General features: G+C 39.6%; 20 protein-coding genes. 15 read left to right on the top strand and 5 right to left on the bottom strand.

Translation table 11 applies throughout. The annotated features are described in order from the left end of the window. The first annotated feature begins 29 nt into the window (after positions 1–29). Positions 30–1,391: a RagB/SusD family nutrient uptake outer membrane protein gene (locus tag GYM62_RS10425; protein ID WP_219956358.1), complete on the top strand. Its 1,362-nt coding sequence runs from the start codon at positions 30–32 to the stop codon at positions 1,389–1,391. Between the two features lie 115 nt (positions 1,392–1,506). On the opposite strand, the gene GYM62_RS10420 is transcribed toward GYM62_RS10425, so the two are convergent. Further along, positions 1,507–1,758 (bottom strand): hypothetical protein, encoded by a 252-nt coding sequence (locus GYM62_RS10420; protein ID WP_219956357.1) that lies wholly within the window; start codon positions 1,756–1,758, stop codon positions 1,507–1,509. A 1,593-nt stretch (positions 1,759–3,351) separates the two neighbouring features. Continuing rightward, on the bottom strand, positions 3,352–3,732 hold the full coding sequence (locus GYM62_RS10415; protein WP_219956356.1) for a MauE/DoxX family redox-associated membrane protein: 381 nt from the start codon (positions 3,730–3,732) through the stop codon (positions 3,352–3,354). A gap of 292 nt (positions 3,733–4,024) precedes the next feature. Between GYM62_RS10415 and GYM62_RS10410 the strand changes: the two genes are divergently transcribed. The 10 genes from GYM62_RS10410 (at position 4,025) to GYM62_RS10365 (ending at position 9,920) form a co-directional block, all read left to right on the top strand. Next, positions 4,025–4,612: a Crp/Fnr family transcriptional regulator gene (locus GYM62_RS10410; RefSeq protein WP_219959369.1), complete on the top strand. Its 588-nt coding sequence runs from the start codon at positions 4,025–4,027 to the stop codon at positions 4,610–4,612. Further along, positions 4,609–5,505 (top strand): hypothetical protein, encoded by an 897-nt coding sequence (locus GYM62_RS10405; protein WP_219959368.1) that lies wholly within the window; start codon positions 4,609–4,611, stop codon positions 5,503–5,505. The genes GYM62_RS10410 and GYM62_RS10405 overlap by 4 nt, the downstream gene beginning before the upstream one ends. 11 nt (positions 5,506–5,516) lie before the next feature. After that, on the top strand, positions 5,517–5,711 hold the full coding sequence (locus GYM62_RS10400) for a hypothetical protein (RefSeq protein WP_219959367.1): 195 nt from the start codon (positions 5,517–5,519) through the stop codon (positions 5,709–5,711). A 342-nt stretch (positions 5,712–6,053) separates the two neighbouring features. Beyond that, on the top strand, positions 6,054–6,698 hold the full coding sequence (locus tag GYM62_RS10395) for a DUF6266 family protein (RefSeq protein WP_219959366.1): 645 nt from the start codon (positions 6,054–6,056) through the stop codon (positions 6,696–6,698). 124 nt (positions 6,699–6,822) lie between these two features. After that, positions 6,823–7,572: a hypothetical protein gene (locus tag GYM62_RS10390; RefSeq protein WP_219959365.1), complete on the top strand. Its 750-nt coding sequence runs from the start codon at positions 6,823–6,825 to the stop codon at positions 7,570–7,572. A gap of 125 nt (positions 7,573–7,697) precedes the next feature. Next, positions 7,698–8,000, top strand: coding sequence for a hypothetical protein (locus GYM62_RS10385; protein ID WP_219959364.1), 303 nt, complete (start codon positions 7,698–7,700; stop codon positions 7,998–8,000). Continuing rightward, positions 7,976–8,203, top strand: coding sequence for a hypothetical protein (locus GYM62_RS10380; protein WP_219957383.1), 228 nt, complete (start codon positions 7,976–7,978; stop codon positions 8,201–8,203). The genes GYM62_RS10385 and GYM62_RS10380 overlap by 25 nt, the downstream gene beginning before the upstream one ends. A 34-nt stretch (positions 8,204–8,237) precedes the next feature. Next, complete coding sequence (locus tag GYM62_RS10375; protein WP_219957382.1) at positions 8,238–8,489, top strand: hypothetical protein; 252 nt, start codon at positions 8,238–8,240, stop codon at positions 8,487–8,489. 234 nt (positions 8,490–8,723) lie between these two features. Further along, complete coding sequence (locus tag GYM62_RS10370; RefSeq protein ID WP_219959363.1) at positions 8,724–9,221, top strand: N-acetylmuramoyl-L-alanine amidase; 498 nt, start codon at positions 8,724–8,726, stop codon at positions 9,219–9,221. Positions 9,222–9,638: 417 nt separating this feature from the next. Beyond that, positions 9,639–9,920 (top strand): hypothetical protein, encoded by a 282-nt coding sequence (locus tag GYM62_RS10365; RefSeq protein ID WP_219959362.1) that lies wholly within the window; start codon positions 9,639–9,641, stop codon positions 9,918–9,920. Positions 9,921–10,432: 512 nt separating this feature from the next. Here the strand turns inward: GYM62_RS10365 and GYM62_RS10360 are convergent. From GYM62_RS10360 to GYM62_RS10350, 3 genes are all read right to left on the bottom strand, one after another. Beyond that, positions 10,433–10,894, bottom strand: a complete 462-nt coding sequence (locus tag GYM62_RS10360) for an IS30 family transposase (RefSeq protein ID WP_219959361.1) — start codon at positions 10,892–10,894, stop codon at positions 10,433–10,435. A gap of 44 nt (positions 10,895–10,938) precedes the next feature. Continuing rightward, complete coding sequence (locus tag GYM62_RS10355; RefSeq protein WP_219959360.1) at positions 10,939–11,253, bottom strand: helix-turn-helix domain-containing protein; 315 nt, start codon at positions 11,251–11,253, stop codon at positions 10,939–10,941. A gap of 597 nt (positions 11,254–11,850) precedes the next feature. Beyond that, positions 11,851–12,294, bottom strand: a complete 444-nt coding sequence (locus tag GYM62_RS10350; RefSeq protein WP_144605312.1) for a DoxX family protein — start codon at positions 12,292–12,294, stop codon at positions 11,851–11,853. 443 nt (positions 12,295–12,737) lie between these two features. Between GYM62_RS10350 and GYM62_RS10345 the strand changes: the two genes are divergently transcribed. From GYM62_RS10345 to GYM62_RS10330, 4 genes are all read left to right on the top strand, one after another. Further along, entirely contained in the window at positions 12,738–13,574 is an 837-nt protein-coding gene (locus tag GYM62_RS10345; RefSeq protein WP_219959359.1) for an alpha/beta hydrolase, read from the top strand. Positions 13,575–13,677: 103 nt separating this feature from the next. Continuing rightward, positions 13,678–14,178: a hypothetical protein gene (locus GYM62_RS10340; protein ID WP_219959358.1), complete on the top strand. Its 501-nt coding sequence runs from the start codon at positions 13,678–13,680 to the stop codon at positions 14,176–14,178. Continuing rightward, positions 14,175–15,995 carry a M64 family metallopeptidase gene (locus GYM62_RS10335; protein ID WP_255590673.1) on the top strand — a complete coding sequence of 607 codons (1,821 nt, stop codon included), beginning with the start codon at positions 14,175–14,177 and terminating at the stop codon, positions 15,993–15,995. Before GYM62_RS10340 ends, GYM62_RS10335 begins: the two co-directional genes overlap by 4 nt. 356 nt (positions 15,996–16,351) lie before the next feature. Then, a complete protein-coding gene (locus GYM62_RS10330; protein ID WP_219959356.1) occupies positions 16,352–17,050 on the top strand; it encodes a response regulator transcription factor in 699 nt (232 codons plus the stop codon). Positions 17,051–17,060 lie beyond the last annotated feature (10 nt).

Below are 17,060 nucleotides of genomic sequence, written 5' to 3'. Positions count from 1 at the left end.
CCCAGCGAAAAACATTTAAAAACTTTGTTATGAAAAACTCTGTCAAAAATAAAATTTGGTTAATTGCAATCCCACTGCTTATGGCTTGTTCAGGATTTTTGGAGGAACGACCCAATAAGGGCATTCTGATCCCTACTACAGAAGCGGATATCCGGGCTTTGCTGGACAATGATAGCGAGCTTAATTTGGTACCGGGATTTGGACTGCTTTCTTCTGACGATCTGGTGATCACAGATGGGGGTTGGGCCTCTTTAAGAACTGAGGAAGAACAAAATGCCTATTTATGGAGGGAAGAAATCTGGCCGACTACAGGAGCTGCAGATTGGTCAAGGATTTATCGGGTCATTTTTATTGCCAATGTGGTCTTGGATCAAATTGAAAAACTACCGGAAACCCAAGAGCTGACTAAAATGAGAGCAGAAGCCCTATTTCACCGGGCACATGCGCATTTTATGCTAGCACAACTATTTTCCCCCGCCTATTTCCAAGGACTTAATGATCAAGAACCCGGCATTCCTCTTCGATTGAATTCTGAAATATTGGAGCGATCCCCACGAGTTTCACTTCAGAGCTATTATTCCCAAGTACTACACGATTTGGATCAAGCTTTCATTTCTTTGCCACTTCTTGATCCGATTAAAACAAGGCCTTCCCAATTGGCGGTAAAAGCCCTTCTGGCAAGGATTTACCTGACCATTGGAAATTATGAAATGGCGGAGGAGGCAGCTGATTGGGTAATCAATCGTCAAGAAGTTAGCTTGATTTCCTATGCCAATCTCAATCCTAATGCAGCCTATCCTTTTGAGAAATACAATGATGAGGTGATATTCCATACGGTATTGATCTCAGCGGGATTTTCCGGGGTATCTAACATTCAGGTTTGGGTCAACCCTGAATTGATGGAAAAATACCGAGAGGGGGATTTGAGAAAAACCTTATATACCCAGCTTAGACCCAACGGAGGATACACCTTTAAAGGACAATATTCCGGAAATTTTTCCCGGTTCGGGGGGCTGGCACTGGATGAGATCCAACTTATTAAAGCAGAATGCCTTGCAAGAAGAAACCAAACTGGAGAGGCATTAGGCCTAATGAACCAATTCCTGGAGACAAGATATTTAGCCGATCAGTACGAGCCCAAGGATGAAAATAATTCGATGGAAATTCTAAAGTGGATAGTAGAAGAAAAAAGAAAGAGTTTGGTATATCGGGGGCTGAACTGGATAGATCTCAGGAGGTTAAATGCCGAGCCGGAATTTCAACGTGTTTTAACCCGTGAAATCAACGGTGAAACAGTGATTTTGAATCCGCTTTCCAAGAAATATGTACTTCCTATCCCAGAAAATGAGTTGGCCTTAAATCCAATACCTCAAACAGACAGAAGAGATTAATTAATTCTGGGATGACAGGAATTGCTTGAGGTGAATCCTTCATTTAAAAAAATAGGAGCAAGCTCCATCCGTAAAAATCTCAAAGCAATTGGGGAGGCCTGGCCTCCCCGTCCTCTCATCTTAAATCGATGAAAGTACCTTGTTGTACCACATTTCCATTGGGAGCATCATATAGACAATCCCCGGTTTGGTCACAAATATAATCGACACCAGGCTCTAAGCTGGTGACATCGATAAACTGCCCTGGATTCTCAGGATCTTCAGCAAAGACCTGCATGGGCTGTGGATTGGCGAAATTCATCGCCATGGCTAAAGTTGCCCCCAGCACCAAAGCCAGTGCGGGAAGCAGTTTTGCTAGTTTATTCATTGTATTGGACCCTTTTTTAACGCATCAAAAAGGGACAAACCGTTTTGGTTGTTTGCCTACTCTAACAAGGGTTTTCGGCATCTCCCTGGAGGAGGTTCACCGGACACCAATCAGTCTCTTAGCCCTGACTGTCAAGAGAAATGAGCCTCCTTTTTTTAAATTCTTTTACCTCATTTTTTGCAGCCTTACTTGCAGGTTTTCAGGCTGCCGGGCCAGCCTCCACAGCTGGCCCTCTTTTTCCTTTAACCTTTGAGGTTTTCCAAACCTCGAAGGTTTTGGTAATTGGAAAAGAAACTTAAAAATGAATGCTGAAAATCAGGGTAGCCATTTGGCGTAATGGGAGAAATAATTCATTCAAAATGAGCCATTTGGCGGGTTTTTAACAAAAAAATTGAGTTTGAGTCTTGGAAAACCCTCCAAGGGTTTCCAATCCCTTGGAGGCTTATTGGGTTGGGAAGGTTTTTAAAAAACACCCAATTTGGATTTCGTCTTCTTCCGCCACGGCGGACAGGTTTTTGCTGGCATGGTGATATTGTATCCAGACAAAGCCCTTTGCTCCTCGGATCCATGACAGGAGTCGGGAGCAATTCCGAGGTCTTATCGTAGGATTTGTAATCCGAAGAAATCTTTAGGAGTTTGCCATAAATTGAAGTATGAACATAATTTTTATTGACCCGCCAACTCATTAAATCCTCTGGATGGTTGATAAAGGTTTTTGGTTCCATCTTGCTGGCATTGAGTCATCGTTTTCAAATGTAGCGATTGCGCCAGCGCTGGGTTGGTTACCGTTCCTATTTATACCCTGGGCTGCACCCAGGGCTAATAAATTACGCTCCTTTGGAGCTTTTGATACGAATACGATCAGAGGCCTATCTTGCCGAAGGCATTTCTTCCTTATATCTTGAAAATTATCTTTTAAATATTTCGCCGCAGGCGTATTTCTAAGCTCCTTGGATCCACGACAGGAGTCGGGAGCAATTCCGAGGTCTTATCGTAGGATTTGTAATCCGAAGAAATCTTTAGGAGTTTGCCATGATTTGGGGTATGGACATAATTTATATTGACCCGCCAATTCAATAAATCCTATGGATGGTTGATAAAGGTTTTTGGTTCCATCTTGCTGGCATTGAGTCATCGTTTTCAAATGTAGCGATTGCGCCAGCGCTGGGGATGGTTGGTGACTTTATTTCCAGGGGTTAAAACCCCTGCCTGTCCGCCGTGGCGGGGCTATTGAAAAGTTAAAGCCTTTCAGGCTTTGAGTACCATCGAGCTTTAAGTTAAGTTAAGTCGCTTAGCGACGATTGGTCTCCTAGCCCCACCACGGTGGGCGGGCAGAGATTTCAATCTCTGGAAATTAAACTTATCTTCTTACAGGCGTATTTCTACCTTCTTCCATACCTACGGCATGGAGAGAATATTTTAAATCTTTTTTCTACCGAGCTAAAATCCCTACGGGATAAATATTTCGCCGTAAACGAAGTAACTAATAACCAATAACTAGTTCCTTGATTACCCAATTACCCAATTACACAAATACTCATTCTTCTAAGGGTTCGAGTCCCTCCATCCGCAAACCAATCACCGAGATTAGAATCAAAAGGAATTAAAAATTAGGTGCTCAAGCCAACCCATGGATTCTAGAAATCCGGCACAACTACAGGGTACCCTGGGAAAAGCTCCCACCCAAATCAAGCCAACATAGGTAGTAAATACCGAGAGCACCAAAGCACTCGCCAATAATCCCCACCATCGGCTTGATACAAGTACCAACATCCCTGCCAAGATTAATTCGATCGATGGTACCACCCACACCAAAACCTCCTCCAGTTCATTGGGCATTGGTTGATTGAGCATGGCCTTTCTGGTGCTTTCCAAATTGAGTAACTTCTCAAGTCCGGTATAGGTCCATACAATAACCAAGACAATCAGGATTCCCAACCTGACCGGTCCAAAATTCAAATCAACTTTTTTCATGCTGTAAGTATTTATGACAGTAAAAGTCAAGTCAATCAAACTTACAATTTAGAACTGGTTGAAAACCAAGTCATTTGGCGCATTTCGAAAAAAAGTATGTTAAAAACGCGCCATTTGGCGTGTTTTTAACAAAAAAATATCCGCCTAAACCAAAACCATTAGGATTTTTTAGTTTTCAAACTTTATTTTTCAGCATAAACTTTAGTCATACACCGAAATAAACTGCAAGGAATCGGGTATGTACAGCCTGATTAACACTTTTATTGTCTCACTTTTTTAACCCCTTAATGCTGTGGAAACATACATTAAACAGATGAAGCAGGACTACGATAGTATTCTTCCTGTTTCAGAAGACCTGTATCGGTCTATCTCCCTTTTTCTGGATTTGAAAAGAAGAAAAAGAGGCGAGGTTTTGAAACCTTCCGGTTCAGTGGAAACGCTCAGCCGATATATCTGCGAGGGATATGTCGGAATTTATTATCCTCAAAAAGAAGAGATACATCTCCGCTATGTCTTAAGCCCCACGGATACGGTCTTTGATATGCATTCCTATCTATCTGAGGAAAAATCCTTGGTTGAAATCAGGGCATTGACGGATATTCTGTTTTTTGAATTCCCCAAGGAAGCTGAAATTAAAGTGGTCAGCGAATTCCCCGAATTTGCTCAATTGGGTATTTTGATTAATCACAGAATTCAGCAAAGGCTGGATCGGCAGAATGCCATTCTGAGAATGGATTTTAAAGATGGGTATCCTGCCTTCATACAATCCCATCCAGGTATAGAGTTTTATCTTAAAAATTGGGATTGGGCCAGTTTGTTTCAATGCAGCCTGAGAACAGTCAGCAGAGTGCTGAATAGTCGGAAAGGAGGGGGATCATGAATAACAGTTTGATCAGCTTTCCTGCTGCCCTGAGTATTTCAGTTAGAGAATTGGATCACTCTACTTTAAAATGGGCTTGGTCTCAGCAACTTTTTGATAGTCCGGCTTTTGTTGAGCAGTATAGATTATACAAGATCAACTGGTTTGCTTCTTACTTATATCCCGAGTTGGATCCTGAAAAACTGGAATTGCTCACCCGGTTTTTCTTATGTCTTTTTTTGATTGATGATTACATGGATCAAGTGTCACTGAAGGAGGCAGCTGGCTTGGTTTCAGGTTTGAAGCGTAAACCGAACCCTCTTAAGAACGGGGTATTTGAGACTTTGATCAAAGAAACCTTACAACTCAAAAAGCTTATTGGATTCCATTATAACACTTCCTGGGTGGAGAATTTTGAAAACCATTGGTTTGATTACCTGGAGGGTTTGGAATGGGAATTGGCCATAAAAATCGGAGGTGTATTTCCTGAAATCAGAGACTATCAGTTGATGCGACCTCATAGTTCAGGAGTTTTTCTCGCCTTGATGGTGCTATCCGAGGAGGAAGTTCCCGCATCCTGCAGAAAAGCTAGAATAGAGCAGGATGTAGCCAGATTTATCTGTCTTTCCAATGATTTGGCCTCTTTGGAAAAGGAAAGGAAACAAAATGACCCTATCAATGAACTCCTGATTCGGGAACAATTCCAGGATTCTGAATCTGTAAGGAATATGGTATTTCGGGAATTGGAGCGTTTGGGAAAGCGAATCAAAGAAGAAGGATTGCTACTTCAAAAAGAATCCGCTGTTGAAGGTCTTTGGGTAGAAAAAGTCTGGTTACTCCTTGGAGGCTGCCAAGCTTGGTCTTTCGAAAATATGCGCTACAGTAAGGGACTGAATGGGACAATTCGCTTTTGAAAGGAGGAATTATGTTTAAGAAAAGATGTGTCATATATCCCAAAGATGTGCAACTGATCACAGGCAGAAGTGAACGCTATGGTCATTCTTTATTGAGCAAAATCCGAAAGTTTTACAGGAAGAAATCCCATCAGTATGTCACTTTAGATGAGTTTTCAGAATTCTCCGGAATCCCATTAGAAGAAGTTGAAAAATATATTGGCTGATAAAAATTGATGGTTGGCGGTTTATCATGACCAACAATACGCCAAGCCTTATCAAGGAGCATGCCTTTCAGCAAAAGGTAAAAACTGAAACTTGAACCTCGAACCATCCCACTTTCAATTACTCAAATACTCGATTACTCAATTCCACAATTACTCATTTTAAAAATAACTGATTAATACAACCTAAAGGAGGATACTCCATACTTTCTTCGGCTCATCTTCGACTCAAGATTGGTTCATCATCGACTTACTGATTACTCCAAGCCGATTTTGAGTGGACGATAACAGGGATTTAACTCAAAGCACATATGCACTATCCTGCCTTTATCAAACATCTATCTTATGGCAAAATCTATAGAATTTCCTTATGGGACGATTTCCGGTAAACTCGGAAATGTGGTATTTTATAAAAGAAACGGTAAAATCTGCGTTAGAAAAAGACCTGAAAAAATAGGGGTTGATCCTTCTCCCAAACAATTATACAATCGCGAGGCCTTTGCTAAAATTAATTCATTTTTAAGACCCATTCGGACTGAACTGGAGTTTGGGTTTTTCTTCCAGGATGGTGATAAGTCCAAACGCTTTGCCAAGGCTGTTTCGCTGGGGCTTAAAAGAGCTGTTTTTCCCGAAGAAGGAATCCCAGTCTTAAAACCAGAAAAGATAATGATAAGTACAGGTGACCTTACGGAGCCGAAAGGACTTAGCCTAAATTGGATTGCAGACAATAAACTCAGTATCCATTGGCAGCCAAATCAATTTGAGGGATTGGCCAAAGAAGGAGACCAATTGTTTTACCTAGCCTATGACCCGGTAGAGAAAAGGAAATGGTCCATTTTGGAAGGGGCTTCCAGAAAAACCGGACTTCAGGAAGTTGAATTCCCATGGACGGGTCCTCTCCAGGGGCAGTTTTATCATTATTTCGCATTCTGTAAGAAAAACCGAAAATCCAGAGAGTTTTCCAATTCAGTCTGTTTTGGAATATTCTGAATTTTAGGAAAAAAATAGCTTTTTCAGCTCATTTCGCATTATCCGCACCAACCGCACATTCGATTGAAAGCCGGAATTCCTTCTCTGATCTTAGCCTCATGTTTAACCTAAAACCCATTTTACTATGGCAAAACAAACAGGAGTAATTACGCTGGAAGGAAGAGTCGGGAGGCTTTCCTTCTATAAAACCAAAGACGGCTATTTGGCCCGCGAAAAAGGAGGCGTCAGCAAATCCAGGATTCTGAATGATCCCAGGTTTGCAAGAACCCGGGAGAATATGCGGGAGTTTGCCGACAATGCCAAGTCTTCCAAATTGATGCGGGATGCATTGAGGCCGGTGATTTCTCAAATAGGGGACAAGCGTCTCAATCAGAGACTGACCCAGTCCTTGATGAGAGTTCTTAAGTCCGACCAGTTCAATGTCCGCGGAGACCGAAGAGTCAAGGATGGAGACTGGGATCTGTTGAAGGACCTGGAACTGAATGCAGGCTCTTCTCTAAGTAGTACGCTTTTCTTTGAGCTGCAATTCAATGAAACTGGTACCAGCTGGGAAGTTCAGCTGCCTGCCTTTGTGCCGAGAGATATGATTGCTGTTCCGAATGGAGCGACGCATTACAAGATTTCGGCAACTGGGGTAGGAGTGGATTTTGATCTGAACTCCAGAACTCTTTCCGGGGATAGCAGTCCGGTTCAATCCGTTTTGGATCCCGCTTTGGCTCAGACTCTGAGTGTAGATAAGAGCCAGTTGGACGGATCCCATTTCGCCTACCTGATCAGTGTGGAGTTTATTCAGATTGTCAACGGGGTGGAATATGCGATCAACAACGGAGCCCATAATGCAGCAAAAATCATCTCTCTGAGCAAGGCTTCCTGATGAGACTGCTGCTGAAGCGAAGGTATACTCCCCGGGGAAGCCTGGGGAGGCTTTTCCTGGGTCAGCGACAGCTATGCTTTATTAGGGAAGCGCCTAAGAATTGCTTTGGATCCAAGTTTTCCTGCATGGAGGAAGGGATCTATGAACTGGAACCCATTCACAGTGAAGCAAGCGGCTGGCAAATTCGGGTAGGGGATAAGGGCTTGATTTTATCCAAGGCGGCTGATCAGTTGCCAGGGAATTCCGAACTCTGTCCGGTAAGTTGTTACCGAGCAGATGGCACTCCATTGTTCACCAAACTGGCCTTTCAAAAATTAATGGATGAGCTGGGAGAATATTGGGGAAGAGGAGAGATCCTCCAGTTGCAGATAGAATCCAAGGCTATTCCCTATTCCTATCAGGCATGTCAGATACCTTCTTACTCCTAACCCTGACTGGGGCGATCATTTCTATCCTCTTATCGGTGATCGCTTATTTTCTCAAGTTTCTGTTTCAGGACTTTAGAAAACTGCAAGAGGATTTTCTGGAAATCAAAGCTAGGCAAGAGAGCCTGAGAGCTGAGATTGACAGAATCTCCGAGGTGTTGCTTTTGCTCAAAAAGCAGCTGATGCGGAAAGCTCGACTTTCTTAAGCACAGATAATTAAACAATACAAATAATAATCACATGGGAATATTTTCAGAAATCAAACAAAGGGCTTTGGCCCCCACACCTCCCTTCTTTAAAAAACTGAAAAGAATTGGGTTGGTAGTAGCTGCTGTAGGTACGGCGGTTTTGACAGCTCCAGGTTCTGTTCCGGCGGCTTTGCTGCTATGGGCAGGGCATGCTGTAACGGCAGGAACTATCCTGGTGACCATCACTCAACTGACAGTGGATGAAAATCAGCTGGAAGAAGAGGATGCATCCTTGACTTATTGATCATCAAGCTGGGCGGGTTTCCTGCCCGGCTTTTTTTGAAACAACAGATGAGAGGGTTGAGAAGCGAGAGACGAGATGCGAGATGCTAGAGACTAGAGACGAGATGCGAGAGACTAGAAGCGAGAAGGGAGAAGCGAGAAGGGAGAAGCGAGAGACGAGAGACGAAAAAGCAGACCATTCAATTACTCAATTAATCAGTTACTCAATTACTCAATCATACAAATACAAAATCACATGATCTCAAAAACCCGATATATCAAACACCTTGTAATTCATTGTTCTGCGGGATATGCAGGCAGAGAAGGAATCGAAAGATTTTGGAAAGAGACACTAAAATGGAAAGTTCCGGGCTATCATTTTTTGATTGAAGTGGATGGCTTAATTCATCAATTGCTACCATTAGACCAAGTCAGTAATGGAGTGAGGGGTTATAATCAGCACGCCATTCATATTTGTTATGTGGGTGGAGTGCATCCTGAAAATGTCCATTTGGCTATGGATACACGGACAGAGCAACAGCAAGCGGGTATTCTAACCTGTATTTTTCAATCCTTAGAATGGGCCAGGCAGTTTCAGGACATCTCAACCATCAAGATTTTAGGACATCGGGACTTTTCGCCTGACAAAAACGGCAATGGAATCATAGAACCTTGGGAACGAATCAAAGAATGCCCCTCCTTTGAAGCGATTTTAGAGTATCAGTGGATTATGAAGAGGGGGAATAGTATTTAAGGCTTTTTGACTCCATCTAGATTCCTAACACCAAAGTAGAAGAGTTAAATCAAACCATTAAAGGCCGAGAAACCTTGACTGAAAATCAACTTGAAAATAAAAAAAAGACCTAAGCGGGAAAGAGATTCCTAGTGGACAAAAGATGTCAGAAAAACAGAAAGGTTTAACGGGTCAAAAGGAAGTGAAGCCAACAAAATCCAGGTCCAAAACAATTTGATGAATTTGTTTTCGTTTTGATGAAACCTCTTACCGAGAGGTGTTTTTGGACTGAATCCGGCCTTGCTCAAGTAAGGTCGGATTTTTCTCTACAAATACACAGCAGGAGCTTGCGTTAATTTGGAAAACGCAAAATTTCAGAAAATTTATTATTACCTGAAATTGATTTGGAAACTTCAGAATCCTTTATTCTTATGTATAATGATGGAATTCTTCTGGAGGTATAAGAGGGGAGGGGCTTATACAGGTCTGGTAATTTTTCACCCTAAATCAACTTTTATTCAGGCAAGGCCAGGATGGATTTATGATAGTCAGTATAAAGAAGTTGAGATCTTTATTCCTGATAGGTTAACAGGATCTACTCAGATGATTTTGGCCAATAAAAAAGGCGAAGGTATCTTCATTTCCATTCCCCTTGGATATTGTAGAAGTGGATCAGGATTCCATGAAAATAGTTTTGGCTTTAAAATCAGGAGAGTATGAACTTGTAGTAACAAGTGGTATAAACTCTTACTTGTTTGATTATCAAGTGAATTAAAGCAGAGGTGGATATTCTTTAACTTTAGATTGCCTTCAAAGAAACAGACCTTACTCAATGCAATTTTAATTTCTCTTAATAAAAAAATGAATGATAAGACTTTGTGCATTACCACATTACCTTTGTTTTATTTGCAGGATGAGAACTGATCTGAAAGTTATTTGTTTCAGCTTGAGGGGAAGTGAAAAGCCAAAAAAATATACAAGAAGTTAATATCTAAGTAGGGAAAGATAGGCTTGTTTCTGCTGAAAAAGTAAAGAAATATTTCGTAATAACCTTATTATTGACTTTAACGTCCTTTCAACGATCCTGTTTTTTTGAGACCCTTACTAATGATCTTGACTTTGACTAATGGAAAATGTTCTTAGAATTTCAAAATAGCCCCATAAAGTTTAATAACTTTTTAATAATCTAATCCTCTGTTTATATTGCTTTTCAAGATTTAATCCATACTATTCTAAGCAGTCACAAAGGTTGAATTCCTAAATACTTTGTTTATTAATTTGAATTTATCCCTGATTCGATGGTTGGTGAAGGCTTTGTCATTATCGAACGTGATTGACTTAAAAAATGAGGAGCCAATTCGTTCGATTCTTCTGGTTATTTTTTGTTCAATGACATCGGCGTTCTTACCCTCTAACTTTTCCAACGTGGTGATCAGAGTAACCCTGTCTACCAGTACCAGAAGTGCGGATTGATGGTTTTTACCCATCATCAGATCAACTTCAATATCACCGATCCGCTGTCTCAGCTCCACAACGGAAGGCCTTTTTTCAATAGAGACTCTCTCTTTTATCAGTCCTCTGGAATCCCTGTAATTCCCTCTTTTACGGTTTCTTTTGCCGTGTCTGAGGTGTTTGTATAATCCTCTATCCTTCCTGAACTGCCTATGGTTAATTTTTTTACCAGCCAGATCCATTGGTAGAGGGTCTCATGGGACACTACCGGTTGGCCATTGACTCTCTACCTGGCGGCAATCAGTTCCGGACTCAGTTTTTCATCTTCCAGCCAGATTCTGCTCTGCTCCTTCATTGCCTCGGTAAACCGTCGGTGTTTGGGTTTGTATTTATGGCGTTCTTGAGCCCGGTTCATTGCTATACGAGCTGAGTAATTTCCTGCACTACGTCCCCGTTTTCCGGTGTTTCTTTTCAGTTCCCTGCTGATGGTACTTTTGTGTACGCCTACCCGACGAGCTATCGCAGTCTGATTGAATCCCTCTTTGTTTAAAACCTCGATTTGATATTTTTGCTCCAGGCTGAGCTGATTGAATTTTTGCATGTCAACACTAATTTAATTATTCAGCCTAAGGAAAGGAAGCCTAGGCTTCCTTTCCTTAAACTAGTAGTGTTGTATTTATCGCTTGAAACTAGGTCCTTAAAATTTTGAAGTAGAAAACTAATTATTTTTGACAGTGGTGATATTTCTACAATTAAAATTAATTATGTTTTTGCCGTGTTTACCAAGGAGAAAAAAGCTAGTATTGAAAAAATGAAAATTAAAATACTTGAAAAAATACAATTTATAGTATTCCTTCAAATTTAAAATTTCATTATTAAATTTTTTTGAAAATCAAAAGGTTAAATGGAATAATAAGTTGATGAGTTATTAGGTGAGCTGAAATTTTGAAAGCCCTATTAATCAATTGAATATCATTGAGTTATGAGTTTTTGTCCAAATCCTGTCACCCCGGTACTGAAAGTTCAATGAAAAGTCGATGATTAGCATGTCTTGATTCTGGTCAGAGAGGTCGTCCTGACAAAGTCAGGATCACTTCGACAATTGGCTTTAATACAGTTTTTCTATAAAAGACAAAAAATCAAAAAAGGCAGTCGTTCTGACTGCCTTCTTTTCTTGATAAATAGTAAAAGAAATTTTTTACCAATTCGGATGCTTTTTCATCCAATAGTCTAGAGATACTCTTCCTGATCCGTAAAAGAGAAAAACAAAAAGCAGAATCAATACAATTAGGGAAAGTTCAAATTCCAAGTTGTTGGAAACAGAGAGAAATCCCTGCTCTATGTTGACGAAAAACACAGCTACAAAGAGAATGGGTAACTGAAAAATAATCGCAAATCGAGTTACCAAACCAAGCGCGATCAATAAGCCGCCAACCAAATGTGCAAAAGCTACATAATGAGCCAAAGCAAGATTAAAAAACTGTAGTTCACTATTTTTCATAATCTCTAACAAAGCTCCGGTATTAGAGATAAATAAAATTCCTTTATAAAGAATAAAAAGTCCAAGAGCGATTCTAATGAAGTCTAACCAGCTGGGATGATGTGTGTCAGCCCAATGCTGAATTTTGCCTGAAGTTTCCATAGCTTTTTGGGTTTGTGTAATAAAATTTACAAAAAAATAAAAACATAAACAATTGAAAAATAAGAAGATATGGACTTTTAATTTGGCTTTAAAACAAAAAAAAGAAAGCCCCACCACAGGGCTTTCTAAAGTAATGTCGGGATCAACTAAACTAAGAGAAAAGCCTTACTCTCCGTATGAGCAGTAGGATTTTTCTTTGACATTACCCATTCACATACACGAGATTCGGGATGAGGGTTTAGTTTAGTTTCAGCTTTGTGATCTTTGGGTAAATTACCTGTTTATCGGTCGTTTTTCAGGATCAAAACTCTATTTAGTTTAATTATAAAAATGCCCTTAATCCTGTTTAAATCAAGTTTTTAAAGGTATTTAATTTTATCTTTCGTTGTTTTCAAAGGTAATTTAATTACCTTTTATTCCTAAGTCCTAATATCCTTTGGTATATGCAGCATCTTGAAACATCTTATACTGCTCCTGATGGAGTAAAACTCTATTTACAAGCCTGGATGTCGGGAGCTCCTATAGCTTCCTTACTTTTGATCCATGGTTTGGGAGAGCATAGCGCCAGATATCAAAGCTTGGTTGAGGGCTTGGTAAATTTAGGTGTCTCTGTTTTTACATTTGATGGAAGGGGGCATGGGCAGTCTTCGCGGGATAAGCCAACTGCTTATTTTGATTCCTACGAAACTTATCTGGAAGATATTCATGCCTTGTATGGAAAAGTGAAAGCCTATGTGCCTGGAGTGCCTTCCTTTATTTTTGGGCACAGTATGGGTGGGGGATTGGCAGTTGCTTATGCGCTTAAATTTCAACCGGAAACCCAGGGAATAATCCTTTCAGCCCCAGCAATCAAAGAAGCCGAGGGAACTTTTGCCATCCTGATCGCTATTTCTGGGATTTTAAATAAAATTTTACCCAAACTTCCTGCACTAGCTTTGGATATAAGTGGGATATCCAGAATTCCTGAGGAAGTGGAAAAATATAAAAAGGACCCATTGGTATTTCAGGGAAAAATCCCTGTTCGGACAGGTTACGAACTACTTCAAATGATGCGGTTTATCCAGGGCAATGCTGAAAAATTTAACTTCCCTTTTTTGGTCATGCATGGCACTGCCGACCGCTTAACAAATCCAGAAGGCTCCAAATTGCTTTTTGAAAAATCTCCTTCAAAAGATAAGACCATTGAAATATTGGAAGGAGCTTATCATGAATTGCTCAATGATCTGGATAGGGAGAAGGTTTTGGAGATGATTTTGGAGTGGCTTGAAAAGAGGATATAATTAAAGTTAATTTAAGTTCTGGATTAAAATATTTATGGATTTTAATTTATTAACAGCTATTTCATTTTAAACTTAGGTTTTAATTTGTCTTATTGTTGTTCCGATGCGTAAACTGTTAAGTCTTATATTCATTTTTTCTGTTTTGGCCTGCAAAAGCAAGGTTAATTTACCTGAAGGAAAGCAAGAAGAGGTTTTGGAAGTACCCTCTGAATCAACTCCCGAAATCTTAATTTTGTCCTTACGAATTAATTCAAAAGATTCAGTGAAAATCATTAATACCTTGACCAATGTTGGAAGGCTCAGGGGTAACTTGGATACACCATTGGATTATAATGAAGAGGATTTAAGAGTCTCATTCTTGTCGAAAGATGGGAATGTTTGTGCCCAAAAAATTATCCCTAACCCTTTAATGAAAAGGTATGAATATGCCGCAGGAGATTCTTTAAATATTTTAACCTCTAAGTCAGTAGAGGTGGAGCAGGAAGAATTTTATGTTCGGATTCAGTGGGATGAATGTTTTGAGCTAGTTAGTGTGGATAAATTTTACTCAGGTGAATGGAGAAATTTGAATTTATTACAACTCGATAAACCTAAAATTCAATGAAAAAGTGGCTCTCCATTTCATTAATCATATATTTTTCTATTCAGGCATTATGCTTTTCTCAGGTTTTTCCCATAGAAATACTAAAACAAAGTGGGTCACCAGAAAAAGTGATTAATCTGGTAATTCTAGGTGACGGTTATACCTTGGAGCAACAAGATAAATTTTTGGAAGATGCTTCACGAAATATTTCGGAGATGTTTAAACTTGAACCGTGGAAATCCAAAGAAATGATGTTTAATGTTTACGCGGTTAAAATTGTATCTAATGTATCTGGAGCAGCTACAAGTCCCAATGAACCCATAGATAATTACTTTGGAAGCTCTTATAATACTTCCAATATTGAGCGCTTGTTAACTCCAACCAAGATCAATAAAGTATATTCGGTACTTAATTCCACAATTCCTTTTTTTGATATAGCGCTCCTCATGGTCAATGATCAGCGATACGGAGGTGCAGGAGGAGCTATAGCAACTTTTTCTACTCACCCAGATGCCGTACAAATTATGGTTCATGAAATGGGCCATACTTTCTCAAAGCTTTCTGATGAATATTGGGTTGGAGATTCTTATGCTAGAGAATCCCCGAATATGACAACAAACAATAATCCTGGAACAATACGATGGAGCTCTTTTTTAAACCAAAATGGTGTGGGGATTTTCCCTCATCAGGAATCACCCAGCTGGTATCGACCTCACCAAAATTGCTTGATGAGATTTTTAGGTAGGCCTTTTTGTAGTGTTTGCGAAAATGAGACTTTAAGGATTATAGATCAAGTGACAAAGTCGGAACCACTTTTAAGTCCTGTAGCTTTTTTTGGAGCAGATAAATTGGAAATTTATACGAATGAAAAAGTGAGATTTTTTGATTTAACAAGTCAAGAACCTGAAAGCTGGGCTTGGACTTTTGAAGGGGGAGATCCAAGTTCTAGTACTAGTAAAAATCCAATAGTTAGCTACCAAGAAGAAGGAATTTATTCGGTTACATTGACGAGTAGTAATTCAGTAGGATCTAATTCAATTTCCCGAACTCAATTTATTAAGGTCAAAAAAACAGACGATATTCCACCTACTTTGAAGGTGAAGAATATTGAAGTGGAACTTGATGAAAGTGGGAAAGTTCAAATTTCAGCCAGTGATGTAAATAACGGAACATTTGACAATGTTGCAATAAAGGCGTTGTCTATTTCAAAAAGTTACTTTGATTGTACTGATCTCGGTGAAAATCCAATATTTTTCAAAGCTATTGATGTTAGCGGGAATTCAGATAGCACGGAAGTATTGGTCAATGTTCTAGATAGGTTATCTCCAATAGTAAGAGTCAAGAATTTAGATATTTTTCTCAATGAGGATGGGAAGGCCAGTATTTCTCCAAACGATATAAATGATGGCTCTTATGATAATTGTGAAATAGCTACTTATGCTCTTTCAAAAGACAGTTTTGATATCAAAGATCAAGGTATTAATAATGTGGAACTGATCGTCACAGATTTTAGCGGAAACCAAAGCCGTGGAATGGCGATAGTAAAAGTAGATATATTATTAAGTTTAGATGGTAATGAGAAAAATGGGAAAATAACCCTATTTCCAAATCCAAGTAGTGGGAAAGTTCATATTTCCTATCTTAAAACTATTGATCCTGGTCTATATAAAATTGAAATTATCGATAGTAAAGGAACAATAGTAAAAGAGATAGTTGATTTTCAGAAGGTAAATAATGAAATATTTCTTGACATGGAGGGCTTAAGTTCGGGTACGTATTTGTTAAGGCTAAAATCTTTGAATGGAGTGGAAGTCATTAAATTTCTAATAAATAATTGATTCAAATAGACTTCCCTCATTTGAATGAATTTTGGTGTCACAGTTAGTTTTTTGTCTTATAAATTAATTACAATCTCATTTAAACTTTTAATCAGCTACCTATTGAAGTGGCGAAGGTTATCTAAACTGATATATCAGTTCTAAATGATAAGACCATTGAAATTTTGGAAGGCGCTCATCATGAATTGCTCAATGATCTGGATAGGGAGAAGGTTTTGGAGATGATTTTGGGGTAGGTGAAAAATAGGATTTGAAATAAAGATTGAATTTTTGAAAGTTTCCCTCGATTAAGAATTTTCAGCCTTGTGATACTTTCGTGATCTTTTGGGATTATTTTTCAGCCTAGCAGTGTATCTATGAAAAAAATACTTGTTGTAGAAGATGACCCGAACATCAATGAACTCCTCCAACTTCACCTAAAGGATGAGGGCTATGCAGTGGAAGTAGCTGATCATGGTGGAAAGGGATTTGAAAGAGCCAATAAAGGAGAATTCGACCTCTTAATTTTGGATGTGATGCTTCCTGAGATGAATGGAATACAGATCTGTCAGCGACTCCGTGCTTTGGAAATTTTCACCCCAATTCTGATGCTGACAGCCAAGTCAGAGGAAATAGATAAAGTCATGGGTCTTGAGTCAGGAGCAGATGATTATCTGACCAAACCCTTCAAAATCCGGGAATTTTTGGCTCGGGTCAAAGCTATTCTTCGAAGACAGGAGCTCCAGCTTTTAGCATTGAAAAAAGAAAAAACGCTCATTTCACAGGGACTTTTGGAAATCGATGTAGAAAAACGAAAGGTACAATTCGATCAAAAAAGGGTAGAATTGACTCCCAAGGAATTTGACCTTTTGTATCTCATGGCAAAAAATCCCGGAAGAAGCTACTCAAGAGGGGAGCTGCTGGAATTGATTTGGGGATATGATTTCAGTGGATATGAACATACAGTTAATGCTCATATCAACCGGCTTCGATCCAAAATCGAATCAGATCCCAACAATCCTTCCTACATCTTGACCACTTGGGGCGTAGGTTATCGCTTCAATGACGAACTCTAATCCCCGAAAA

The sequence above is a fragment of the Algoriphagus sp. NBT04N3 genome (genome assembly GCF_019443765.1).
GTDB lineage: Bacteria > Bacteroidota > Bacteroidia > Cytophagales > Cyclobacteriaceae > Algoriphagus > Algoriphagus ornithinivorans.
This window is presented reverse-complemented; position numbering and strand designations above follow the sequence as displayed.